A 23,736-nucleotide genomic window follows, 5' to 3' on the forward strand; every position below is an offset into this window, starting at 1 on the left:
TGTTGCAATTTGTTTACATATCGAGTCGATTAAACCACGCTATCATTTGATTGGTTTTCTTATGAGTAAGGGTGTATTTATCAGTTTAGCTTTAACTGGATCTTTTTAGTAAATCCCTCAGATTGGCTCGAATACTGCCATATAATGACCATTGGCTAAACAGAAGTAGTTTTGATAGCCAATTATTTTTATTGGCCTAAAGAAAAAAATGAAATGGGTAAAATGATAATTGTTTCTAATAGGTTGCCAATTAACTCAACTGGAAGAGGAGACAAGGGTCTATTGCAGATTTCGGCAGGGGAATATGCCTCCGGACTTTTAAATCAATTTGATTTTAATAAAGAGGAATTTCTTTGGTTTGGTTGGCCGGGTTTTTCCGTGCCAGAAGCTGAGGGAAGGGCGGAAATGATAGTGTCTCTTAAGGAAAAGGGGATGGTGCCGGTCTTTTTAGACCAGAACGAAGCCGAACAGTTTTATAATGGCTTTTGCAATGAGACTTTGTGGCCTACCTATCATTATTTTACTCAATATATAGCTTTCGATGATGAACTTTGGGAAGTATATAAGATGGTAAACGATAGATATTGCCAAGCTATCCTCAAAAAGGCTCAACCTGGGGATACGGTATGGATCCATGACTACCATTTATTATTGCTGCCTCAAATGCTTAAAGACCAACTTCCTGACTTAAAAATTGGTTTTTTCCAACACATACCTTTCCCTTCCTACGAAATATTTAGAGTGTTGCCTTGGAGAGATGAGATTTTAAAGGGTATGTGTGGGGCTGACCTTGTTGGCTTTAACACTTACGATGACATGAGACATTTTCTAAGTTCGGTAGGCAGAATTCTAGGCTATAGCCACGAAGCGGGCTTTATTCATACCCCCAACCACTTAGTCAATGTAGACTCATTTCCATTAGGAGTCAATTATGATAAATTCCAAGAAGCAGCCAATAGTAGTGAAGTTTGCGAGTTGGTCGATCAATATAAAAAGGAATTGGGAAGTCAAAAGCTTGTCCTGACCAGCGACCGGTTGGATTATAGCAAAGGGCTCCTACAACGGCTAAAGGCCTTCGATCTTTTGATTGACAATCATCCGGAATATCTCGAAAAGGTATCCATGGTCATGATCGTAATGCCTTCAAGGACAGCTGTGCCCGAGTATCAGGAACTCAAGGAGAAGATAGATACTCTCGTAGGGAGAATAAATAGCAAGTATTCCTCCTTGGATTGGATGCCCATCCATTATTTTTATCGAAGGTTGTCTTTTACTGAATTGGTTGCCTATTATAGGGTTTCCTCGGTGGCATTAGTGACACCTTTACGGGATGGGATGAATTTGGTCTGCAAGGAATTCATTGCCTCCCGCATTTCTGGAGATGGGGTGTTGGTTCTTTCAGAAATGGCTGGGGCAAGCAAGGAATTACAGGAAGCCATTATAGTAAATCCCAACAATATTAAAATGATGGAAAAAGCCATTTACTCTGCACTTAATTGTCCCCTCCAATTACAGCAGAAAAAAATGAAAATTATGCAGAGGACGGTTAAGAAATATGATGTCTTCCATTGGAGTAAGATTTTTTTATCGTCGCTGGATAAGGTAGTTCATAAACAGCAAAAATTAAAATCAAGGGCTCTAGGAAGTAAAGAAATCAGCCAATTAAAGCAAGATTTTGAGGGTGCTGAGAAGCCCGTAATTTTCCTTGATTATGATGGAGCTTTGATTGACTATAAAGACCAACCTGAAGAGGCTTTGCCGGATAAGCAGGTAATCAATATATTGAAAGAGTTGGGGAAAAATGCAGAAATAGTTATCGTCAGTGGAAGAGATAAATCTACGTTGGAAAAATGGCTGGACGGTACCCCCGTGCATATTATGGCTGAACATGGGGTGTATTGGAGATACCGTGACACTAAAAATTGGGTCACCAAAGTAGAGCTTGTCAATGACTGGAAGGCGGCTTTTCGAAAGGAAATGGATGAGTTTGTTGAACGCACACCAGGAACATTTGTTGAGGAAAAGGAGCATTCCTTGGTTTGGCATTATCGGAAAGTTGAAAGTGGTTTGGGGAATCTGAGGAAAAGAGAACTATTCAGTCATTTGAAATATGTAGCCAGAGGACACCAACTTCAGGTTCTGGAGGGAAACAGGGCACTGGAAATTAAAAAACCAGACATCAGTAAAAGTAAAGCATGCTTAGAATTTCTTGAAAACCAACCCTATGATTTTGTTTTGGTAATAGGGGACAATTGGACAGATGAGGAGACTTTCCGAAAACTTTCCCCTAATGCGGTGACAGTACGTGTTGGCTATACATATACCCGAGCCAAATATAATCTTCAAAATCACTTTCAAGTAAGAGAGTTTCTTAAAGGCCTTTGTCTGAAGAACTCTAATTTTACTCAAGGGGTAAATTTGGTATAAATTACATGAGTTTATGCTGTTTTGATTAATGAAGTTTAGTTTTGGTTAAACATTTTGGCATTATTTTAGTCAATTTGGTTTTTGAAAATCTTTTCAGCGTTATGTGCGTTATACTAAATACTTGTTATTTTATTGGTCAGATTATATTATTTTAAGGATGCAGAGAAATTTTGATTTTTCTTGAAGATCCAAAATCCCAAGAGTATGTCACAGTCAATGTTTGAGAACTTATCGCTAAGAGCCAAGGAACACACCCGAAACCAGGCTTTATCTGCACTTACTCAGGATCCCTTGGCTAAGGAGTGGGGGACCTGGCATTACGATTTAATTTTCAAAAAGCTCAGTTGGTCAGAAGAACTTAATGATATTTTTAAAGTAGAAGGAAAAAAAGGGCAGGGCTTTGAACCCTATTTAAATTTAGTGGTAGAGGAAGATAGGGAAAGAGTCAGAAATGCTCTCAATTTTGCTTCGCAAGAAGGAAAAGATGATGCTTTGATGCATAAGGTTAAACTGAAAAATGGAAGCATCAAAACCCTTTTCTTGGAAATCAAAATTGCTTATGACAATGTTGGAAAGCCTTTAATTGTATTCGGTGTTCTTAACGATGTAACTGATACCAAGCATGTTCAAAGCCAAGAGGTGAAGTTGTTGAATGTCATTCAGCATAGTGTGAATGAAATTTACTTGTTTGATGCAGAAACTTTAAAGTTTCTTTATATTAACGACGGCGCCCTTAATAATAGCGGTTATCAAGTAAGTGAAGTTAAGCAAATGACTCCACTGGATATAAAACCTGAATTTACAGAAGAGCAATTCCAGGCGTTGGTGAAACCATTGCTAGATGGCACGCAAGAAAAGGTTTTGTTTGAAACAGTTCATTTAAGAAAAGATGGCAGCCTTTATCCTGTAGAGATTCACTTACAACTCATGGGACATGGAGATAATAAGGCGTTTTTAGCCATTGTCTTGGATATAACCCAGAGAAAAAAGGCGGAAGAGAAAATCCAACAAAGTAATAAAACACTTAAGGATCAAAATAAGCAACTATTAAGTTTTTGCGATTTGGTCTTGAAAAATTTAAAAGAGCCACTTCATAACCTTGATGCACTAACTGAAGATCTTGAAAAAGCTTCAGGAGAAAACATAAGAAAAAGCCTAATCCCAAAACTTCGGCCTGAAATCACTCATCTTCAAGAGACTTTTGAGTATTTAATTGAAGGGTTGAGGGTAAGCCAAAACCTTGAAATGGAGGCCAAGGAAAATAATCTGGAAGCTTGTATTGAAAGAATTTTTGAAAAATTTGAAAGTGAGCTTGCTCTATATAAACCAAAGGTCGAGCTAGACCTTAAGAATATCAAATTCATAAAATGCCCACCTAAATATTTTTGTAGTATTATAGAAAATATAACAAGCAACGCTTTCAAGTATCATTCACCCGAAAGGGAACTTCAAATTAAAATTGGTGCTGAGTATGTGAATAGCAGTACGCTACTCACTATTACTGATAATGGTGTTGGAATGGATGTGGAGGAATCTGGGGATTCAATATTTGAAATAAAACAAAATATAAAGCATCCGAAATCAAAAGGCTTTGGCCTGTTTCTAACCAAAACCCAAGTAGACGCAATTGGCGGCACAATTTGGGTTGAAAGTCAGCTTGAAAAGGGAACTACTTTTTTCATAGAATTTCCCGACCAGAAATAATAAAGAAGAGACCGTATTTATCCGGTCTCTTCTTTTTGCTTTAAATATTCAGCAAACTTTTTTATCAAAATAGCTGCATAATCCTCCCGTTTCTCTTCTGGACTTTCTTTATCGCTTTCTATTTTTTTACAAAACAGCAATTCTCCATTTTGCGCTGCCGCTCCATAGGCATATAGATCATATATGCCCTCCTCGGGATAAGGAGAGGCAAAGCCAGTCAGAGCTAGACCAAAATCCGATTGATATAGCTTACAAATGTTGACAGCTAGCATTTTGGATACCTCCCATGATACCCCATTGCAAGGTTCGCTGAGAGATAGGGGGACCTCTAGCTGTCTTTTCTTCTGTTCGCAATTATAAACGGTAAGTCCACCTTCGAAAAATAACCCAGCCTCTTCTTCAGCACTAAACAGCAATTGGAGTGCCCCCGAAGAAGCACTTTCTGCAACCGCCAAGGTTAACTTATTTTTCTTGCAATGCTCTTTGATCAGGTCAAGGTCAATCTTAATGTTTTTATGAAATGCAATCGGTGTATCCTTTGCCATATACTCTCATTTATGCTTTAAACTTTAAGTACTCGAGATTTAGCGTGATTTTTAAAGATCAAAAATGTGGTTGACATATAACTAAAACCATTCCAATTTTCAGTGTGTATTTGATAATGAATTTGCGTGTTGGTACAGGTATCCAGTTGAAATTCAAAAGCATAAATTGAAGAAAGCTATTTGAAGTAATAAATTTTGTTTTTATAACCCTTATTTTGCTTTGTGATATTTTTTTTGATTTTAATAGAATTAATTGCTTGATTTGAAATGTAGGGTAATTGAATGTTTTGTTTCAGTTGTCGATAGTCTACATAAATTAGTATTTTGAATTTTCAACCAATTTCTCACCAACAAACACATTGATTATGGGGCAAGTTTTACAGAATGATTATCGAGCTTACAGAGTTTTGTCCATATTGGCAATCGTGTTCTTCCTGACACTTTCATGCTTGTTTTTCAGCTATTTGGAATTACAAATGCTCTCTGGAATGACAAGTAGAAATGCCATACCCTCAATGATGGTCGATTTGAGACAGGGTCTTTTGGGCAACCTTCAGATTATATTTCTGATTGGAGCTGCTTACCTATTTGTAAAATGGTTTAAAACAGCTTATCATAACCTTCATCAAATAGATACCAAAAGCCTGGCTTTCAATGAGCGTTGGTCGATTGTTTGTTGGTTGATGCCAATCTATAATTTTTATCACCCCTATCAGATCATGAAGGAAATCTGGGTAAAAACTCAGGAGTTTAACTACGGGACGCAAGTGCAGCGCACTCCCCTGATAGATTTATGGTGGGTACTATGTGTGATCAATGTAATAGGAAGAATTGTTTATTTGCGTTTAGCCTTTCATGCAGATACGGTTTTGGAAATTCATAATGCTACGCAAATGGGTATATTCATGGACCTTCTCGGGTTGTTTACTTTATTTATTACGTTTAGCTTGATCCATAAAGTGATGGAGTTTGAAAGGGATTTAATTACTGCTAGGCAGAATTTAATAGGAGCTTGATTAGTTTGGGTTTATATGTAGAAAAGGGCTGAGAAAACATTTCTTCAGCCCTTTTTATATTCATTGTGCCAAATAACCACCGTCCACCGGATAATAGCAACCTGTGACGAAGGAAGCCTTATCTGAGCTTAGCCATAATACCAATTCTGCCACCTCAGAGGATTCACCTAATCTTTCAATAGAGTGAAGGGTGACTAACCTATCAAGTTGCTCTTGGGCGAGGTTGTTGTCTAGTAAAGGCGTTTTGATATAGGCTGGACCTACAGAGTTCCACCGGATTTTTTGATTGGCATATTCCAAGCCGGTAGCCTTGGTAAGCCCAACCACACCGTGTTTGGCTGCCTACCAATTGTTGATTTCCATCAGCCTTACCAACATCAGCCTGGATAAAAAATGCTTCTCCGCCATCTTTTTTAATGTCGTCCACAGTTTTGTGGCCACCTTCTTCGTTTAAATCGCTTACGATTACTTTGGCGCCTTCTTTGGCGTAGGAGACTGCTACTGCATGGCCAATTCCAGAACCAGCTCCGGTAACAAGGGCTACTTTGTTTTCAAGGCATTTCATGGACGTTAAAATTTTAGTGTCATTTAGGAGGATAAAAGTTTAGGTTTTTTACATTATCGATCTGGGAATCTATAGTTGGTATAATGGTAATGCTTCCAGTAGTTTCTAATATGATTGCATCAATATTGGCTAGGCTAGCAAAGCCTTGATCGCGTGCTTTCGACCGGATTTCCTCTATGGTTACCCTTTCGTGCTTCATGGCTTTTTCCAATGGTCTTCCTTTATATAAAATTAAGGAAGGGGTGCTAGTTACCAAACCTTTAATAAAAGAAACCCTTACTGACAGCCAAGTGATTATAAATTGGAGACTTATCAATATGAAAAGGGCTAAAACCCCATCAAGCAAGGCTACATCTTTATTCAATGAAACATTGGCTAATGTAGAGCCTAGAGCCACTGTAATTACAAAATCGAAGGCGTTCATTTTTGAAAGGGTCCGTTTGCCCGAAGCCCTTAACATTGTAATCAGAGAAATATAGGCTATTATGGTGATAATGAAAGTTCGAAAAATGCTGTTCCAATCTTCAAAGAATAAGTCTTCCATGGTTAGGCTTTTATTAATAACTATGTACCCATCGATATGTTACGGGCAAATTGCCAAAAAAATAACAGGCTCAAAAGGTATGGTTTAAACAGGTCGGTAGGTTAAAAGTTATATGGTAATAATCTTACACACTAAATTTTTTAAAATATAATGAAAAACCTCACTAAAAACTCTGATACAGTCAAGACTGATGTTCTAAAGGATGAAAAGGCTACGTATAAGCCCAAAAAGTCACTATCAACAACTGATGCTATAGCCTTAATTGTGGGATTAGTGGTCGGAGCAGGGATATTTAAGACTCCCTCTCTTGTGGCAGGCCACGTGGACTCGGCTGCAGGATTCATGGGGGTTTGGGTATTGGGAGGTGTTTTTTCGTTTATAGGAGCGCTGTGTTATGCAGAGTTGACCACGGCATACCCAAATGCTGGAGGAGATTATCACTTTATTCGGCTATCTTTTGGAAGAAAAGTGGCCTTTTTATTTGCGTGGGCTAGGATGAGCGTTATTCAAACCGGTTCTATTGCTTTGTTGGCTTTTATCTTCGGTGATTATGCTACGCAACTATACGCTTTAGGTGACTATTCCTCCGTTATATATGCAGCTTTAGCAATTTTGATTTTAACCTCAATCAATATTTTAGGAGTGAATATGGGAACTGGAGTCCAGAAAATACTGACTCTTGCGGAAATTGTTGGTATTCTGCTTCTGATTGGAGTGGGCGTTTTTTATGGTAGTGAAAGTGTTGTCTCTGGCGCTGAAATGCTAGATAATGACTCAATTTTAAATACCAATTTCGGGCTGGCGATGGTGTTTGTACTTTTGACTTTTGGAGGATGGAATGAGGCTGCATACATTTCCGCTGAGCTGAAGTCGGGAAAAAAACAAATGGTAAGGGCTCTCTTGATAGGGATTGGAATAATTACTTTGCTGTATGGATTGATCAACCTTTCCTATTTAAAAGTATTGGGGCTAGAGGGGATGGCTACTTCTTCTGCCATTGCTAGCGATATGATGATGGCAAGTTTGGGAAGAGGATGGGCAATTGTTATCGTTGTATTGGTAGCAATAGCGGCATTGACCTCGGCCAATGCTACCATCTTTACAGGTGCTAGGTCCAATTATGCTCTAGGGCGTGACTTTGAGGTGTTTTCAGCTTTGGGTAATTGGAACCATGATCTTTCAGTTCCAAAAATGGCATTTATTGTTCAAGGGGTGGTTTCATTGTCCTTAGTGGGGCTAGGAATTTTCTCTAGGGATGGTTTTGAAACCATGGTAGAATATACTGCACCTGTTTTCTGGTTCTTTTTTTTACTGACCGGAATTGGTCTTTTCATATTGAGGGTTAAATATAGGGCGCAGAAATCTGCTTTTCAGGTGCCTTTTTACCCCGTCTTACCTATAATTTTCTGCTTAACCAGCCTCTATTTATTGTATTCCAGTGTGGCTTATACAGGGTGGGGGGCTTTGGTTGGTATAGGGGTGTTGATAATAGGTTTTTTTCCATTGGTACTTCAAAAGAATAAAAAATTAAAATCAAAATGACCTAAAAGTAGTTATGATATAATTCACCTAACCACAAGTTCTAATGAAAAACTTACTAAAATTATTTGCTGTGGGTATTCTGATTTTTTGTATTACCCCAATGGTATACGCTCAAAAGACCTTACCCTCGGTCGCTCTTGATGTACCGTATGTACCTACCAAAGAAAAAATCGTAAATGAGATGCTAGAAATGGCCGATGTGAAGGGAGATGATATTTTATACGACCTTGGATCCGGTGATGGTAGAATCCCTATTACGGCTGCTAAAAGATTTGGCACAAGAGGGGTAGGGGTAGATATCAATCCACTCAGAATAGAAGAAGCTAATGCCAGGGCCGAAAAAGAAGAAGTGACCGACAAAGTGAAGTTCATCGAAGGCAATATTTTCGATGTTGATTTTAGTGAAGCAACTGTTGTAACCCTTTACCTTCTACCTCAGGTTAATATGAAATTGAGGCCTAAAATCCTGGACCTGAAACCTGGAACACGAGTAGTATCTCACAATTATGACATGGGGGATTGGGAACCACTTAAAATGAGGAAAATTGAGAGTGACAAAGGTTTTGTTCACACCATATATTATTGGGTGGTGCCTGAAAAAGATTCCAAATAGAAGAAAAGCCAGGGCAATTTACCTACCCTGGCTTTTTTTTTATAACCATTTGACTTTGCCGTTGTCCACATCGTAAATGGCTCCAACGATTTTGATGTCCCCACTTTGTTCAAGTTCAGCGACAATTGGACTTTTTTCACGAATTTGGTCCATTACCAATTCCACATTTTTCTTTACTACTTCATTGACATATTCCAAATTTTTACCGTTTTTCTCGCCAGAAGCTTCTGCCTTATCCATGGCAGGCTCTATTTTTTTTAATAAGGAAGTCAGATTACCCATTTCAAAATGGTCGCAGGCTCCCGCTACAGCACCGCATTTTGTGTGGCCAAGTACGAGGACAATTCTGGTCCCCACAGCTTTACATCCATACTCCATACTTCCCAATACATCCTCATTGACTACATTTCCGGCAACTCGGATACTGAATATATCCCCGATTCCCTGATCAAAAATCAATTCTACCGAGGTTCTAGAATCCATGCAGCTCAATACTGTCGCAAATGGAAATTGTCCCATGGTGGTGTCCTGTACTTGCTCGAGTAGGTTGCGCTCAGATTTAATATTTTTGACAAACCTTTCATTGCCCTCCTTGAGCATTTCAATAGCCTTGTCTGGATTGATTTTGCTCTGAGTTTCTTTAGTGTGTGCTTTTAACATTGCTATTATAGTTTAGGTTAACGTATGATTATAAAATATAGAAACCTTCCGGTTTTATAGGGGCAGGTACTTTTTCTTCCCCTAGTAGTTGTTTAATGTTGACCTCTATGGTTCTTGCTATAGCAGTAACGGGAGTATCGTTAGGCTTGTTTTCGAAAGGATCCTGTAAATGGGAGGCAGCTTTTTCCAAAAGGAAAAACACTGAAGAAATCACCACTAACAAAGGGATTTCAAAAATAAAGCTGACATGTCTAAGTGAAATAGAAAGGATAATGACAAAGAGGTAGATGGACATATGAAGAAACATCTTGTATGTGACAGGGAAGAAAGTATTGTTAATCCTTTCGGCCATCCCCATATGATCAATTAATCTTGAAATAGTGCTGTTAATGTGGATATGGGTGAAACTGTCAATTTCTCCAATTTCCTTTAGTTTTTTTAACTCTTGAGCGTTCAACTGCTGAATTGCCAAAGCCTTATTAGTATGGGTAGAGAGGTGTTTGAGCTCATCCTTTTCTATGAATTCGTCCATTTTCTCCAAAGGGGAAAGTCCTCGGAGTGAGTTGCCTAACACGTAGCACCAGGCAATTTGTCTAAAGGCCATTTTTCGGATCAAAGGCGAAAAAGATCCGTCGATGAATGTTTGAAGCTGAATAGTAAAACTTCTCGAGTCGTTTACAATAGCCCCCCAAACTTTTCTGGCTTCCCACCAGCGGTCATATGACTGCGACATTTTAAATGAAAGCAAAATAGAAATTGCCGTACCCATAAACATGGGAATAGAAAGTGGCATGTCCGGTAAGTATGTATAAAATGACCTGGTAAGAAGATGTACAATTACTCCAACTGCAAGTACATAAAGCAAATCAAATCGGATTTTACTGATTATGTAAATGTATGGTACTTTCTTGGGGATTAACATTCCTTTGAAGAGGGTTTTGTAGATTAGGAAAAACTTATTCTCTAAACTTAAAGAAGGGGACTTTGGTTTAGGTAAAATTTACCCTAAATAATGGGAGCTTGAGCATAAAAAAAGCCCAAATTCTTCATTAGGCTTGATATAAGTCTTTTTAAAATTAATAAATCTAGTGGGAATTACCAAAGTACTAGCTAAAAGGCATCTATAGAAATAGTTGCAGTGCGGATTTGTGATTTTTTGCTCTGTGAATCTGTCCATGCAAAAACCATTTCATCTTCCCCTTTGGTCATTTGGGGAAATCCACTGCTCCTTTGATCGGAAGAAGTTGCAATATGGACGACAGGGCCCAATTGCCCGTCAAGCGTTACTTTTCTAGCTAGGATTTCAGTACCCTCCATCCAGCTTACAATTCCGCTGCTGTCCTCGATTAATGCAAAATCCACACGACCTATTGTGGTACCCGTATTAATAGTAACTGGTTGCAAAAACCTTTCTCCCGAATTTTCAGAAAATGCAACTTTTACTACCCCTTGACCTTGTGGAGCGGCAAACCACGCTACACCCAGAAGATTGTCCTTTCCATCAACTCGAGGTCCATTTACTGGACAGCCTGGGATTTTCCAGTTGTCTGGATACACCGGTCGGGGAGAGGTCCATTTACCATCTAAGTATCGTACAATGGCTATATCTCTAATCTCACCCTCTGAGCGATTTCGATATACAATTACAGGGCCATTGGTGGTCAAGGCAGAACTAGTCTGGCAACAATCGCAAACTCTGTCATCAAGCTCCCATTCAGCTTCCTTTTGCCCTTTATTATTAACAAGTGCTGCACGAAGTGTCATCGCCCCCTCGTGATGTCCGTGGTGATCAGCATCACTTTCTCCTCCCGTATTTCGGCCATCCAACCAGGCAGCAAGTATATGGGTTTGGAAAGGAACAAATGATACAAAGCCATGTTCGGCTTGCTGTCCATCATCATGCAAAGTGTTTGGTTCCGTCCAATCAGCTCCTTCTTCAGAATGAGTCAGCTTGATATCATAAGAGTAGACCCCATCACCGCTTTTTTGAAGAAAAAAACTTAAAAGTCCACTTTCGGCAAAACTACTGATTTGTGGATAATCCGCCCAGTTTACAAACCAATCAGTACCCTGGGCAATCAGGTTCGGTTCAGTCCAGGTGTTATTTTTTAGCTTGGTGTAAAGTAAATGAGCTTTTTCATCCTTGGTTTCAATAAAACTCATCAAGACCTCCCCTTGTTGATTCGTGTACAGATAAGGTTGCCCATAATGGGAAATGGTGTCCAATTCAAAAATTAAAGGTTTGACAATTAATTCTTCTCTTTCTTTAGCTTTCTCCTGGGTACAGGAGAAAAGTAATAGCACAGAAGCAATAGTCAATATGGATTTAAGCATAATTTCGGTAGTTGTACTGATATAATTGGGAAGTTAACAAAAGCAGGCTAAATATCCGATATTATTGATTTTACTTTTAAAATTTATTTTGTTGAATTTGTTCATGTTTTATTTCAACAAAATTAAGTGATAAAAGACAAGTCAATCTTAATATATTTATATAAACTGATGTTTTTAACCAAACGTGTAAGTGATTGATTTTGAGTATGTATTGGAGGAATACGCGTAAGAAATTATTCAAAGTATAAAAGTAATTTCTAGGTATTGTTAATCCAGACGTATACATTTGTCAACATAAGAATTTAAAATGTTTAACGATTGGATGATGGATATTTCATTAACGCCGATAGAAAAATTCCCAGGGATGTGGCAAAGCTTGGACGCCGACACATTACTCCCTCTCTTTTCATTAGCGGATGAAATTGAGAAAGAATACCAATGGGTAGACAAATGCGTGGGGAGAGTATTGACTCCCAAAAATGCTCAAACTTATTATAACCTTGAGGGCTTTGATAGCAGGTTTTTGAACTGTATCAGATTAACCGGTCTGTGCGTAGGGTTTGACTGGGAGGAATGGAAAGAGGAATTGAAGGATTTTAAAAACAACCGTTATGAAGACCTCATTTTGCTCAATTCACTTACCTTATGTAAAATCCTCACCGTTTTGATAATGAGTGAGAAGGAAACTCCCGGTGGTATTTCTATGCGGCTTCAGGATAAGTTTCTTTATGCCCTTATCAAAGCAATCCGTCATCAGTTTGATAACAAACTAACCTATAGCAACTCGGGTAGACCTATGTGCTAATATTCAGCTAACTTCCAATACCTCAAGTTTTTCTATAGTGTTTCCGATCTGAAACTCTAATTTTTCATGCAGACGTTTGCCGATTACAGCCTTGGCAATTGGAGCTGTAAAGGCAATTTTATTATTTTTCACATCTGCTTCATCTACCCCTACTATTTTGAATTTTCGGACCATTCCAGGCTTTAAGCCAGTAATGGTTTTTAGCTTGACTGTCGAACCAAATCTTGCCTCATCTGTGTTTTCGCTCGGTTCTACTACTTTAGCGGAATTGATTCTCTCTATCAATAGCTTCAGTTTACCCTCAATCATCAAATTTTCATAGCGACGGGCAGCATCATTTTCATGCTTATTCTGGGATTTAGCGTTTTCTAAGTAGATTTTCTCTTCCAATAATGCTTGAAGCCCCTCGGGAGTCACATAGTTGGTGACGCCAGGTGGAAGTGCGGCTCTTGGTGGTATGAGAGGAGCTTCTTCCTGATCGTCTTCTTTTACAAATCCACGGCTCATGTTTTTTTAGTTAAGTTAAACAATTTCAGGGATAACTGATACTTTTTGTCTGATCATCCTCTAAAATCATACAAATTTGAACAAACGCTGTCCGATAATGTACTCTAATTTCTAGAATTCTGAAGGAAAATTTTTTCTGCTAAGATTTTCCAAGGATAAACCTTGAATTTTTTCACTTAATAAATTAACTGTTTCAGCGATAATTTGTCCATTTTCAAAACATGTGGACAATTTAAAATCCAAAAATGTATAAAAGCGTACAGGTAGTTCCCTATGCCAGAATGGTTTATGTTGTCAATTGATTGTCAGGGATAAATGTGGAACAAAAGGTGGATTATTGGAAGTAACGAACTTCTAAATTTTACTTACTATGAAAACCTTATTCACATTCGCACTGGCCTTGGGTGTAACTTTGATGAGTTTTGCCGGCCCAACAAATAAATTATTGGAGCTTTCCGGAGTTTCTTTTGCATATGATAAAGCAAAAGTCACCTTGTTAGAGGGAGCAGGGAGAGTAAAAATTTCACTTTATGATAAGGAAGGCAATAGGCTTCATTGCAAGTCCCTGAACGTAAAGGAAAGTGTAAGCATTCCGTATGATCTTGCAGATTTACCCAGAGCTGCCTATACCATACGTATCGAAAATAGATATGAAAAAGTCGATCATGTGATAGAGACAAAATCCAGAGCTCCAAAATCACCAGGATTCAAAGCTGCTCTTAAGAGAGGAAAAACTGACAATTTCGTGAAACTTTCTGTTTATGAAGTCAATGAAGCAGGATTGGATGTAAAATTGTTTGATGATGAAAACAAGGTGATTTATCGAGAATTTATCGATAACGAAGAGCCTTTTGCTAGAAAATATAACCTTAAATCTATTTCGTCAGACAGAGTATTCGTAGTTGTGACGGATAAAAATGGGCACAAAGAGTATTTCCATAACTGACATACTAAAATATATAGTTTATGTACCGCCCATTTTGGGCGGTTTTTTTGCTTTTAATCTGGATTTTTTAATAAGGCAGAATCAGTTAATTTTGGGCTGTAAGTTTTATTTATGAAAGAGACGATGGTAATGCGTTCCAGTTTGGGCAACATCAAGTTGGTGGCGGAAGATGAAAAACTGATTTCCCTTTATTTTACGGAGGATAATTTCTCTTTGGAAATCAGTTCGGTGTTTCTTTTGGAAGTAAGAAGGCAGCTGAAAAGCTATCTTGCTGGCGATCTGCGTAAGTTTGATTTTTCATTTGAGTCCATTGGAACAGGTTTTCAGAAAAAGGTTTGGGAAAAAGTAGGTGAAATCCCATATGGGAGAACTTGCAGCTATGAAGCAATTGCCAATCAACTAGAAAGCCGAAATGGGGCTAGGGCAGTAGGAGCAGCCAATGGCGATAATCCGCTTTTGATTGTGGTGCCTTGCCATCGGGTCATATCCAAGTCAGGAGCACTGACTGGTTACGCTGGTGGATTGTGGCGAAAAGTAAAGCTCCTGCAGCTGGAAATGCGTGACCTGCCAGGCAATCAATATTGTCTCGGATTTTAGCTTGGCCACACAGTTTTTTGTCGCTGGGATAAAGTTTCTAAATTTGCAGCTTATCCTCACAACATGAACATAAGTTTAAAGCCAGGCCAGAAAGTTTTTTTCGCATCAGATTTCCATCTCGGAGCTCCAGATCGACAGAGTAGTAAAAAGCGGGAGGAGAAAATTATTCGTTGGCTGAATAGCATAGAAAAAGAAGCAGCGGCTTTATTTCTAGTAGGAGATGTTTTCGATTTTTGGTTTGAGTACGATAAAGTGATTCCAAAAGGGTTCATCAGATTTATGGGTAAAATCGCAGACCTGAGGGATAAAGGTTTACCTATTGTTTTTTTTACAGGCAATCATGATTTGTGGATGAAGGACTACTTTACCAAGGAATTAGACATTCCGGTTTTTGCCCACCCGATTCAGATAACGATAAACGACAAGAAGTTTCTGGTAGGCCACGGCGATGGCTTGGGCCCAGGCGACAATAAGTATAAAGTCCTCAAAAAAGTATTTACCAATGAGGCCTGCCAGTGGCTATTTAAGTGGCTCCACCCCGATATAGGGATCCGTATTGCTCAAAAGTGGTCTGGAAGCAGTCGGATCACCAATCAGGAGAAAAATGAGGACCACTTTAAAGGAGAAAACGAATGGTTATGGCAATACTGCAAGCAGGTGGAAAACCAGATGCATCACGACTTTTATGTGTTTGGGCATCGCCATCTGCCTTTAGAACTTCCGGTAGGGGATAGTGCCAAATATTTCAACCTGGGAGAGTGGGTGAGCCAATACACTTATGGAGTTTTTGATGGAGAGGGTATGAGTGTTAAGCCTTTTAAGTTTTGAAATGAGGTTTTGCACCTTGTTGCTCGCCTATTTTATTGTCAACTTTGGTCTGTTTGCCCAAAATAAAATAGAGTTGGTTAGTTTGGCTGAGGTAGACCTGAAAGGACTTAGTCAAATAGCTATTGACAATAGGGAGAACGTATTTGTATCTGATGGCAGTGGCGGTATTTATCAGTTTAACTCCCAAGGTGAGCAGATAAATCACTTTTCCCCTAGTCGGCAGGCACAAATCACTCACCTAGATGCAGACCGCACGGTGAATATTTTTGCCTTTTCCTATGACCTTCAGGAAATCAGCATTTTTGACAGATTTTTAAATCCAGTTGTTTCTAAAAGGTTCGACAGTCCAATCGGACTAATAAAGGCTGCCACTCTTGGTAATAATCAAGCAGTATGGATTTTTGATGAAAGCAATTTGGACTTGTTAAAACTAGATCACCGACGGATGGTTGTTTTGCAGCATCAACCTTTGAGTTTACTACTCGGGGAGGAAGCATTGGATATTAAGGAAATCCGCGAATACCAAAATTTACTTTTTGTCAGGACAAATGCTAAGGTGTTTTTATTTGATAATCAAGGGAATTATCTTAAGCAATACGCATATGCGGGAAAAGATAAAATGGCTTTATATGGCAGCCATTTATATTATGTCATAAACGGAAGTTTAAGCCAACAGGATTATAGAAATGGAAAAGTTGAAGAGTTAAATTTACCTGTTCCAATTTCAGGTTCTGCGGTACAATTGCAGGGAGGATTATTAGTGTTTTATAACAATATTGGCTTTCAGATATTTAAAAATCCATTTAGATAATTGGATATAAAATTCATTTTCTTATTTCAAACTGGTTAGATTTTTGCGAGTTTGCGGTCGAATGGAAAAAACTCTACGAGGCAAATTTTACATATTTCTTATCCTCATCACTTGCTTATCTCTGGTAAGTCTACAGAACACCTGTGCCCAAGGTACTGCAACTGAAAAAGAATTTAAATTCCCAAAAGATATTAATCAACCCAAGGTTGACTTTAATCTGGAAAGTCAAGGGTATAAGCAGTTTATGATAAAATTGAATACTGAGGCAAAGGTTTCTACTCGGGTAAAAGTCTATGATATGGTAGGCAACTTGATAGTGGAGGATACAATAAAACCTTCTGATGGTGTTCTGAAAAAGTATGATATGCGGGATGTCAATACCCAGCTTTTTGTGGTAGAGATAGGGAATTCAAAATACAACAAAACAAAGAGCATCTACGCTAATCCTGCAGGTCGGAGAAAAAAAGACAAATAAAAAAACCGGCCTAAGCCGGTTTTTTAAATTATGCAATCTCTACCAACTTAATGTCAAAGACCAAATCTTTTCCTGCCAATGGATGGTTCGCATCCAAAGTTATTTTTTCTTCATCTACGTGAACCACTTTTACAGGCATAGGCTGTCCATTTTGATTTTGTATAGAAAGATCCATGCCTATTTCCGGATTAATATCCGCAGGCACCTGAGTACGTGGAATATCTACCATCATTTCGTCTCTTTTCTCGCCGTATGCTTCTGCCGATGGGATAGTGACACTCTTGTCTTCTCCTACAGCCATACCGTGAACCGCTGAATCAAACCCTTTGATCATATTTCCATCTCCAAGAGTAAACTCAAGGGGCTCTCTGTTTTCAGAACTATCGAATACAGTTCCATCTTGCAATTTACCAGTGTAGTGTACTTTTACGGTATTTCCTTTAGTTGCTACAGACATTTAATATTTGTTTTTTTGATTTGTGATAAAAGTAAAGATAACGATTATAAAAGAGGATTAAAAGTATGTCCGGTATTAATCAGAAAAGTGTCCGCTTACATAAAGTATTTGTACGATAATGAACATCTCGATAGTCTAAAATGCCCAAATTTGCTTATATTCACAGAATATATATATGGCACCGTTTAGGCAATGCTATAGCTAAACTTTTCTTTAGATAAATATGGAAGACCAGAATTTAGGTAGGATCCTGATAGTGGATGATAATGAGGACCTCTTATTTGCAGCTAAAATGCTGCTGAAAAAACACGCCAAAGAAGTGGTGATCGAAAAGGATCCCCGTAGAATACCATTTTTGGTCAACAATAACAATTTTGATGTCATCCTGCTAGACATGAATTTTACTGAAGATACCACTTCTGGCAAGGAAGGTTTTCATTGGCTGAAACAGATTAAAGAAATCGATCCAAAAGCTGTAGTGATTCTAATTACTGGGTTTGGGGATGTAGAAATGGCGGTGAAGGCACTGAAAGAGGGAGCGACCGACTTTATCCTCAAGCCATGGCAGAATGAAAAACTTATTGCAACTCTTACCTCCGCGGTAAGACTCAAAGAAAGCTACAATGAAGTAGAAAAGCTTTCCAAAAAACAAAAAGCTCTTCAGGCGGAATTAAAAAAGCCTTTCGCAGATATTATCGGCAGCAGTCCTTCGATGAAAAATGTCTTTGCCATCATTGACAAAGTAGCGGAGACGGATGCCAATGTATTGATTCTTGGTGAAAACGGTACGGGTAAGGAGCTTATAGCCAGAGCAATTCATGATCGCTCTCACCGTAGCGATGAGATTTTTGTGGGAGTGGATATGGGAGCCATTACGGAAACGCTTTTCGAAAGTGAACTTTTTGGTCACAAGAGAGGTGCCTTTACCGATGCCAAGGAAGACCGGGCCGGTAGATTTGAAGTTGCAGATAAGGGTAGCTTGTTTCTGGATGAAATCGGAAATCTTTCCATGCCGCTTCAATCCAAATTACTTACCGTTTTGCAGAAAAGAGAAGTAACCCGGATCGGTACTAATAAGTCAATCCCAGTAGATATTCGTTTGATTTGTGCTACCAACATGCCAATCCATGATATGGTTATGGAAAACACATTTCGTCAGGATTTGCTTTATAGAATAAATACGGTTGAAATATTTTTGCCACCCCTTAGGGACAGGCAAGAGGATATACCTTTGCTAGCGGAGCATTTTCTGAAGGTTTATTCCAATAAATACAGAAAGAATTTTACGGGTTTTAAACCCAATGCGATGCAATTATTGCAGCGGTATACATGGCCTGGTAATATCAGAGAGCTACAGCACGCCTTAGAGCGGGCTATCATCATGGCGGAGGGTACCGAATTGGATAGCAGGGACTTTTTCTTCCTTTCCAACAAGCCTGTAAATGAAAAACATGCTCCCGCAGCAAATACGCTAAACCTGGATGACATGGAGAAAAACGTGATCCAAAAAGCAATTGATAAAAATGGAGGCAACATTTCAAAAGCAGCCAAAGAATTGGGGCTCACCAGAGCATCCTTATATAGAAGATTAGAGAAATATGGATTATAAAATAGGGTTGCTGGGCAGGGTGGTGCTGTTGGCCGTAACCCTGTTTTTGACAGCTTATCTCATACAGGGAGGCGGGGGAGTATTTCCCGTTTCCCTGTTGATTATTTTGGCAATTGCGCAATTGGTGTTTTTGATCAGGTATTCTGAAAGCAGCTTCAAGAAGGTGCGTGAATTTCTCAACAACATCAAGCAAAATGATTATGCCACCGTATACCCTGTGAAGTTTGATGGTACCGAAACAGATGATCTTCACATTGAATTCAATACTATACTTGCCAAGCTGAAAGAGGATCAGGCCGAAAAAGAGGCCAATTATCATTACTTCCGTTCAGTATTTCAGCACCTTAGCATTGGCCTGATAACATTTCAGGATGATGGTTCTATCCAGATTCTTAACACTGCTGCCAAGCGGATGCTCAATATCAAAAATCTGGAAAATATCGCTGAGATCAATAATGTCAACAAGGAGCTATATCACGCTATTGGAAGTCTGAGAACGGGTGGAAGTGAGTTGATTAAGATTGCGCATCCTGACGGAATCATGCAGCTGTCGGTATATGTGATTGAACTGGTGCTTCGCAAAACCAAAATCAAGCTGGTATCACTTCAGAACATTCAAAGCGAACTGGAAGAGAAGGAGATGGAGGCGTGGCAAAACTTGGTAAAAGTGCTGACCCACGAAATCATGAATTCCATTGCTCCAATTTCATCACTTGCTGCCACCATCCGAAGTGACATCGAGGATAAGATTGACCATAGTCATGGGGCTACTATGGAAGAGGTGGAAGATTACCTGATGGGGGTGAGTACAATTGAAAAGCGAAGTGAAGGACTTATCAATTTTGTGAGTGATTTCAGAAGCCTTGCCCATATTCCCAATCCCAAATTTTCCGCTATTACCATCGTGGATCTTTTTGAAAGGATGGAAATCCTTTTTCAGCACCAAAGAGAAAAGTTGGGTATAGAATGCGAGAAGGAAATTGTGCCTGCTGATTTGGTGTTTTTTGCTGACATTACGATGATAGAGCAAGTGTTGATTAACATTTTGCAGAATGCTTTCCATGCTGTAGAGCATTCGGAAGTGAAAAAGATCAGTATGAGAGCTTTTATAGATGACAATAGTAAGATCATAATTGAGATAAAGGATAGCGGAAAAGGAATTGAAGAGGAGGCGTTGAGCAAGATTTTTATTCCGTTTTTCACCACTAAGCAGAAAGGCTCAGGCATAGGGTTGAGCCTTTCGAAGCAGATCATGAGGCGCCACAAGGGGAATATCCAAGTTAGCTCAAAAGTAGGAGAAGGGACAGTCTTCAAATTGATTTTTAACGGATAAAATTCGAAAGCCAGCGATTAGACAGCTGGCTTTTTTAATTTTATCTTAATTTGCCATATAAGTGATCGATTAAAACTTTTGGCTTAAAATAAGCTTACATATTGGGACGATATTTTTGAATAAAAAACTTAAATTCGAACTCAATTTTTGGATGTAATTACTAAAATGAATATAGAAAAGCTCAAATTAAGAGAAGACCGAGATCGTAAAAAACACTGGAAAAAGTGGGGGCCTTACCTAACCGACAGACAATGGGGAACCGTCCGGGAGGATTACAGTGAAGATGGAGCCGCCTGGGAAAATGTGACCCATGATGATGCTCGAAGTAAGGCGTACAGATGGGGAGAAGAAGGGATCGGAGGTATTTGTGACCATAAGCAAAAACTATGTTTTGCATGGGCTTTTTGGAACGGAAAAGATCCAATGCTGAAAGAACGGTATTTTGGATTAACCGGCAACCAAGGCAACCATGGGGAGGATGTAAAAGAGCTGTATTATTACCTCGATTCCAGTCCTACCCACAGCTATATGAAAATGCTGTACAAGTACCCTCAGGCGGAATTTCCATATCAAGCACTTTTGGATGAAAATGCCCGAAGAAGTAAAAAAGATCCTGAATTCGAGATTCTTGATACGGGCGTTTTTGATGACAATGCCTACTTTGACATATTTATGGAATATGCCAAGCATGATGTTGAGGATATAGTCTGTAGGGCTACTATTCATAACAGGGGCAAAGAAGACCAAGAGCTTTGGGTGATTCCCACCCTTTGGTTTAGAAAAAACTGGTTTACGGGGCAGGAATCATTCATGCCTAGGCTTGCACAAGAGGAAAACAATACTATCGGAGCCTTTTTGCCAAAATCTGGCAATTACACATTTTCTTTCTCTGATGAGCCAGAGTTAGTGTTTTGTGATAATGAAACCAATAGAGAACGGCTTTATCAGATCGAAAACCAGAAAAAATACCTTAAGGATGCCGTAAATGATTACGTGATTCATGGTGATAACAAGCATTTAAACCCAAACTGTGTTGGCACCAAAGCTTCAGCAATTTATAAAGTTATGGTGCCTGCTGAAGGGTCTGTGTCGGTAACTGTTAGAATGTCGCATGAGAAGTCTGCTACCGGTGTGGATAGTGCGGATGAGATAATAGCCAGTCGCAAAAAGGACTGTGACGATTTTTACGCTGAATTGCAGGGGAGGGTTAAGGACAAAGAATTGGTCAACATTCAAAGGCAGGCTTTTGGAGGTATGCTGTGGACCAAACAGTTTTATTATTATAATGTAGAAAGATGGCTGGAAGGGGATCCAGGTCGGTACGTTCCGCCAAAGGAAAGGAAGAAGGGACGAAATACCCACTGGAGGCATTTGCAGAATTATGATATCGTTTCCATGCCTGACAAATGGGAGTACCCTTGGTACGCCGCCTGGGATCTAGCATTTCACTGCATTCCCTTGGCCAGGTTGGATCCTGATTTCGCAAAAGACCAGTTAATTTTGTTGCTAAATGACTGGTACATGCACCCCAATGGTCAGATGCCGGCCTACGAGTGGAATTTTGGGGATGTGAACCCACCAGTCCATGCTTGGGCAATACTCAGAGTATTTCAAATCGATCAAAAATACAATGGTAAACCCGATTATGAGTTTCTAGAACGGGCTTTTCCTAAATTGATCCAAAATTTTACTTGGTGGGTAAATCAAAAAGATAGCGAAGGTAAGAATATATTCGAAGGTGGCTTTTTGGGGCTGGACAATATAAGCGTTTTTGACAGAAGCAATCCTGAAAGATTCAGTGGAAGGCTAGAACAGGCGGATGCTACATCATGGATGGCCATGTTCGCATTGAATATGTTGAGAATTTCACTGGATCTCAGCAATCACAACAAAATCTACCAGCATACGGCGACGAAATTTATTGAGCACTTTCTCTATATAGCCGGGGCAATGGCCAATATTAAGGGCGATTCCATATCACTTTGGGATGATAAGGATAAGTTTTTCTATGATATTCTCCATATGGATGGACAGGAGCCCGAATTGATGAAGGTGAAATCTATCGTGGGTATAATCCCGATGTTTGCAGTGGAACCTATCCGGGAAGAGATGTTTGAGAACTTACCGGAGTTCAAGAAGCGGCTTGACTTTTTTCTTAAGGAAAAGCCCAAATTAGCCGCATTGGTTTCTAGTTGGATTGAGCCGGGTAAGGACAAAAGGCGTTTATTCTCTTTGCTGAGAGGCCAAAAGATGAAAAGCATTCTGAATAAGCTGCTTGACGAGAAAGAATTTCTTTCACCTTACGGCATTCGCTCTTTGTCCAAATTTCATGAGAAAAACCCTTATTCAGTTAATTTAAACGGTATTGAGCATTCCATCAAATACACTCCAGGGGAATCCGACACGGTGATGTTTGGCGGTAATTCCAACTGGCGGGGTCCTATTTGGTTCCCAATTAACTTCCTGGTAATTGAATCTTTAAAGAAATTCAACTTCTATTACGGAGGTAATTTTGCAATAGAGTACCCTACTGGTTCCGGAAAACACATGACCTTGGATATGGTGGCCAAAGAATTATCTTTGAGGCTGATAAAGATTTTCAAAGCCGACAAAGATGGGAGAAGGGCTGTTTATGGCTTAAACGAGCGGTTCCGAAATGATCCCCATTTTAAGGATTATATCCTTTTTTACGAATATTTCAATGGAGATACGGGTGAAGGTTTAGGAGCCTCTCACCAGACGGGTTGGACTGGCCTTGTAGCTGAGTTGATCCATAAAGTTTACAAAGAAGAAGAAGTTGTACATGACCCTTTTACCCTTTTTAGAATCTGACAGAGTAGAAGCGGGGTGTGATGAAGTTGGAAGAGGCTGCTTGTGTGGTCCTGTAGTGGCCGCGGCAGTGATATTGCCCCCTGATTATGCGAATGAATTGATCAATGACTCAAAGAAATTGACCAAAAGCAATCGACAGGCCTTGGTGGAAGAAATCAAGGCCAATGCCATTGCTTGGGCTATTGCCGAAGCGAGTGTGGAGGAGATAGATCAAATCAATATTTTGAAAGCATCTTTCTTGGCTATGACTAGGTCAATACAGTCCTTGGTTGTCTGCCCTGATCACCTGTTAATTGATGGAAATAGGTTTGTCAGTGAATTAAAAATACCCTACGACTGCATTATCAAAGGTGACGGAAAATTCGCGAGCATTGCGGCCGCTTCCATTTTGGCTAAAGAATACAGGGATGAGCTCATGGCCAAATACGATCAAAAGTACCCTGGTTACGGCTGGAGTACCAACGTAGGCTATCCCACCCAAGCTCATCGTAAAGGTATTGAGCAGCTAGGAGTAACGCCGATTCACCGAAAAAGCTTCCGGCTATTGCCCGATCAATTGGAGATTAGTTTTTGATAGTTGGTGTAA

24 protein-coding genes are annotated in these 23,736 nt (G+C 39.4%); 15 read left to right on the top strand and 9 right to left on the bottom strand.

What is annotated here, in order from left to right:
• The first annotated feature begins 213 nt into the window (after nucleotides 1–213).
• Together FPL27_RS07680 and FPL27_RS07685 are read left to right on the top strand one after the other, a co-directional pair.
• Nucleotides 214–2,427, top strand: a complete 2,214-nt coding sequence (locus tag FPL27_RS07680) for a bifunctional alpha,alpha-trehalose-phosphate synthase (UDP-forming)/trehalose-phosphatase (RefSeq protein ID WP_143960533.1) — start codon at nucleotides 214–216, stop codon at nucleotides 2,425–2,427.
• A gap of 291 nt (nucleotides 2,428–2,718) precedes the next feature.
• Complete coding sequence (locus tag FPL27_RS07685; RefSeq protein ID WP_185974324.1) at nucleotides 2,719–4,131, top strand: PAS domain-containing sensor histidine kinase; 1,413 nt, start codon at nucleotides 2,719–2,721, stop codon at nucleotides 4,129–4,131.
• Nucleotides 4,132–4,148: 17 nt separating this feature from the next.
• Here the strand turns inward: FPL27_RS07685 and FPL27_RS07690 are convergent, their stop codons facing one another.
• Nucleotides 4,149–4,676 carry a CinA family protein gene (locus tag FPL27_RS07690; protein WP_143960535.1) on the bottom strand — a complete coding sequence of 176 codons (528 nt, stop codon included), beginning with the start codon at nucleotides 4,674–4,676 and terminating at the stop codon, nucleotides 4,149–4,151.
• A gap of 365 nt (nucleotides 4,677–5,041) precedes the next feature.
• On the opposite strand from FPL27_RS07690, the gene FPL27_RS07695 reads away from it, so the two are divergent.
• A complete protein-coding gene (locus FPL27_RS07695; protein WP_143960536.1) occupies nucleotides 5,042–5,692 on the top strand; it encodes a DUF4328 domain-containing protein in 651 nt (216 codons plus the stop codon).
• A 60-nt stretch (nucleotides 5,693–5,752) separates the two neighbouring features.
• Here the strand turns inward: FPL27_RS07695 and FPL27_RS20200 are convergent, their stop codons facing one another.
• Genes FPL27_RS20200 through FPL27_RS07705 form a run of 3 tightly spaced genes read right to left on the bottom strand, consistent with a single transcriptional unit; the run spans nucleotide 5,753 to nucleotide 6,801 of the window.
• On the bottom strand, nucleotides 5,753–5,992 hold the full coding sequence (locus FPL27_RS20200) for an SDR family oxidoreductase (protein WP_317129431.1): 240 nt from the start codon (nucleotides 5,990–5,992) through the stop codon (nucleotides 5,753–5,755).
• Nucleotides 5,895–6,257: an SDR family NAD(P)-dependent oxidoreductase gene (locus FPL27_RS07700; RefSeq protein ID WP_317129432.1), complete on the bottom strand. Its 363-nt coding sequence runs from the start codon at nucleotides 6,255–6,257 to the stop codon at nucleotides 5,895–5,897. Before FPL27_RS07700 ends, FPL27_RS20200 begins: the two co-directional genes overlap by 98 nt.
• 19 nt (nucleotides 6,258–6,276) lie before the next feature.
• On the bottom strand, nucleotides 6,277–6,801 hold the full coding sequence (locus tag FPL27_RS07705; RefSeq protein ID WP_143960537.1) for a DUF421 domain-containing protein: 525 nt from the start codon (nucleotides 6,799–6,801) through the stop codon (nucleotides 6,277–6,279).
• A gap of 150 nt (nucleotides 6,802–6,951) precedes the next feature.
• Between FPL27_RS07705 and FPL27_RS07710 the strand changes: the two genes are divergently transcribed.
• Both FPL27_RS07710 and FPL27_RS07715 read left to right on the top strand, forming a co-directional pair.
• The gene (locus tag FPL27_RS07710; protein WP_143960538.1) at nucleotides 6,952–8,343 is read left to right on the top strand and encodes an APC family permease; all 1,392 of its coding nucleotides are present in this window, start codon (nucleotides 6,952–6,954) and stop codon (nucleotides 8,341–8,343) included.
• Between the two features lie 43 nt (nucleotides 8,344–8,386).
• The gene (locus tag FPL27_RS07715; protein ID WP_143960539.1) at nucleotides 8,387–8,956 is read left to right on the top strand and encodes an SAM-dependent methyltransferase; all 570 of its coding nucleotides are present in this window, start codon (nucleotides 8,387–8,389) and stop codon (nucleotides 8,954–8,956) included.
• Between the two features lie 39 nt (nucleotides 8,957–8,995).
• Here the strand turns inward: FPL27_RS07715 and FPL27_RS07720 are convergent, their stop codons facing one another.
• The 3 genes from FPL27_RS07720 to FPL27_RS07730 form a co-directional block, all read right to left on the bottom strand.
• Nucleotides 8,996–9,616: a carbonic anhydrase family protein gene (locus tag FPL27_RS07720; RefSeq protein WP_143960540.1), complete on the bottom strand. Its 621-nt coding sequence runs from the start codon at nucleotides 9,614–9,616 to the stop codon at nucleotides 8,996–8,998.
• A 28-nt stretch (nucleotides 9,617–9,644) separates the two neighbouring features.
• Nucleotides 9,645–10,538 (bottom strand): bestrophin family protein, encoded by an 894-nt coding sequence (locus FPL27_RS07725; protein WP_143960541.1) that lies wholly within the window; start codon nucleotides 10,536–10,538, stop codon nucleotides 9,645–9,647.
• 188 nt (nucleotides 10,539–10,726) lie between these two features.
• On the bottom strand, nucleotides 10,727–11,950 hold the full coding sequence (locus FPL27_RS07730; protein WP_143960542.1) for an exo-alpha-sialidase: 1,224 nt from the start codon (nucleotides 11,948–11,950) through the stop codon (nucleotides 10,727–10,729).
• A 307-nt stretch (nucleotides 11,951–12,257) separates the two neighbouring features.
• Between FPL27_RS07730 and FPL27_RS07735 the strand changes: the two genes are divergently transcribed.
• A complete protein-coding gene (locus FPL27_RS07735) occupies nucleotides 12,258–12,755 on the top strand; it encodes a DUF6508 domain-containing protein (RefSeq protein WP_143960543.1) in 498 nt (165 codons plus the stop codon).
• Between the two features lie 3 nt (nucleotides 12,756–12,758).
• Here the strand turns inward: FPL27_RS07735 and FPL27_RS07740 are convergent, their stop codons facing one another.
• Complete coding sequence (locus FPL27_RS07740) at nucleotides 12,759–13,262, bottom strand: GreA/GreB family elongation factor (RefSeq protein WP_143960544.1); 504 nt, start codon at nucleotides 13,260–13,262, stop codon at nucleotides 12,759–12,761.
• Between the two features lie 370 nt (nucleotides 13,263–13,632).
• On the opposite strand from FPL27_RS07740, the gene FPL27_RS07745 reads away from it, so the two are divergent.
• From FPL27_RS07745 to FPL27_RS07765, 5 genes are all read left to right on the top strand, one after another.
• On the top strand, nucleotides 13,633–14,208 hold the full coding sequence (locus FPL27_RS07745) for a hypothetical protein (RefSeq protein ID WP_143960545.1): 576 nt from the start codon (nucleotides 13,633–13,635) through the stop codon (nucleotides 14,206–14,208).
• Between the two features lie 111 nt (nucleotides 14,209–14,319).
• A complete protein-coding gene (locus FPL27_RS20135) occupies nucleotides 14,320–14,805 on the top strand; it encodes a methylated-DNA--[protein]-cysteine S-methyltransferase (RefSeq protein ID WP_143960546.1) in 486 nt (161 codons plus the stop codon).
• 63 nt (nucleotides 14,806–14,868) lie between these two features.
• Nucleotides 14,869–15,633: a UDP-2,3-diacylglucosamine diphosphatase gene (locus tag FPL27_RS07755; RefSeq protein WP_143960547.1), complete on the top strand. Its 765-nt coding sequence runs from the start codon at nucleotides 14,869–14,871 to the stop codon at nucleotides 15,631–15,633.
• Between the two features lies 1 nt (nucleotide 15,634).
• Nucleotides 15,635–16,444: a hypothetical protein gene (locus FPL27_RS07760; RefSeq protein ID WP_143960548.1), complete on the top strand. Its 810-nt coding sequence runs from the start codon at nucleotides 15,635–15,637 to the stop codon at nucleotides 16,442–16,444.
• Nucleotides 16,445–16,505: 61 nt separating this feature from the next.
• The gene (locus FPL27_RS07765; protein WP_143960549.1) at nucleotides 16,506–16,919 is read left to right on the top strand and encodes a hypothetical protein; all 414 of its coding nucleotides are present in this window, start codon (nucleotides 16,506–16,508) and stop codon (nucleotides 16,917–16,919) included.
• Nucleotides 16,920–16,947: 28 nt separating this feature from the next.
• On the opposite strand, the gene FPL27_RS07770 is transcribed toward FPL27_RS07765, so the two are convergent.
• Complete coding sequence (locus FPL27_RS07770; RefSeq protein ID WP_143960550.1) at nucleotides 16,948–17,376, bottom strand: FKBP-type peptidyl-prolyl cis-trans isomerase; 429 nt, start codon at nucleotides 17,374–17,376, stop codon at nucleotides 16,948–16,950.
• Nucleotides 17,377–17,599: 223 nt separating this feature from the next.
• Here FPL27_RS07770 and FPL27_RS07775 point away from each other — a divergent pair, with 223 nt between their 5' ends.
• The 4 genes from FPL27_RS07775 (at nucleotide 17,600) to FPL27_RS07790 (ending at nucleotide 23,724) form a co-directional block, all read left to right on the top strand.
• Entirely contained in the window at nucleotides 17,600–18,985 is a 1,386-nt protein-coding gene (locus tag FPL27_RS07775) for a sigma-54-dependent transcriptional regulator (protein WP_143960551.1), read from the top strand.
• On the top strand, nucleotides 18,975–20,318 hold the full coding sequence (locus FPL27_RS07780; protein WP_143960552.1) for a sensor histidine kinase: 1,344 nt from the start codon (nucleotides 18,975–18,977) through the stop codon (nucleotides 20,316–20,318). Before FPL27_RS07775 ends, FPL27_RS07780 begins: the two co-directional genes overlap by 11 nt.
• 165 nt (nucleotides 20,319–20,483) lie before the next feature.
• Nucleotides 20,484–23,150: an MGH1-like glycoside hydrolase domain-containing protein gene (locus FPL27_RS07785; RefSeq protein ID WP_143960553.1), complete on the top strand. Its 2,667-nt coding sequence runs from the start codon at nucleotides 20,484–20,486 to the stop codon at nucleotides 23,148–23,150.
• Entirely contained in the window at nucleotides 23,122–23,724 is a 603-nt protein-coding gene (locus FPL27_RS07790; protein ID WP_143960554.1) for a ribonuclease HII, read from the top strand. Before FPL27_RS07785 ends, FPL27_RS07790 begins: the two co-directional genes overlap by 29 nt.
• Nucleotides 23,725–23,736 lie beyond the last annotated feature (12 nt).

It is taken from the genome of Litoribacter populi (genome assembly GCF_007483685.1).
In the GTDB taxonomy this organism is placed as follows: Bacteria; Bacteroidota; Bacteroidia; order Cytophagales; family Cyclobacteriaceae; genus Litoribacter; species Litoribacter populi.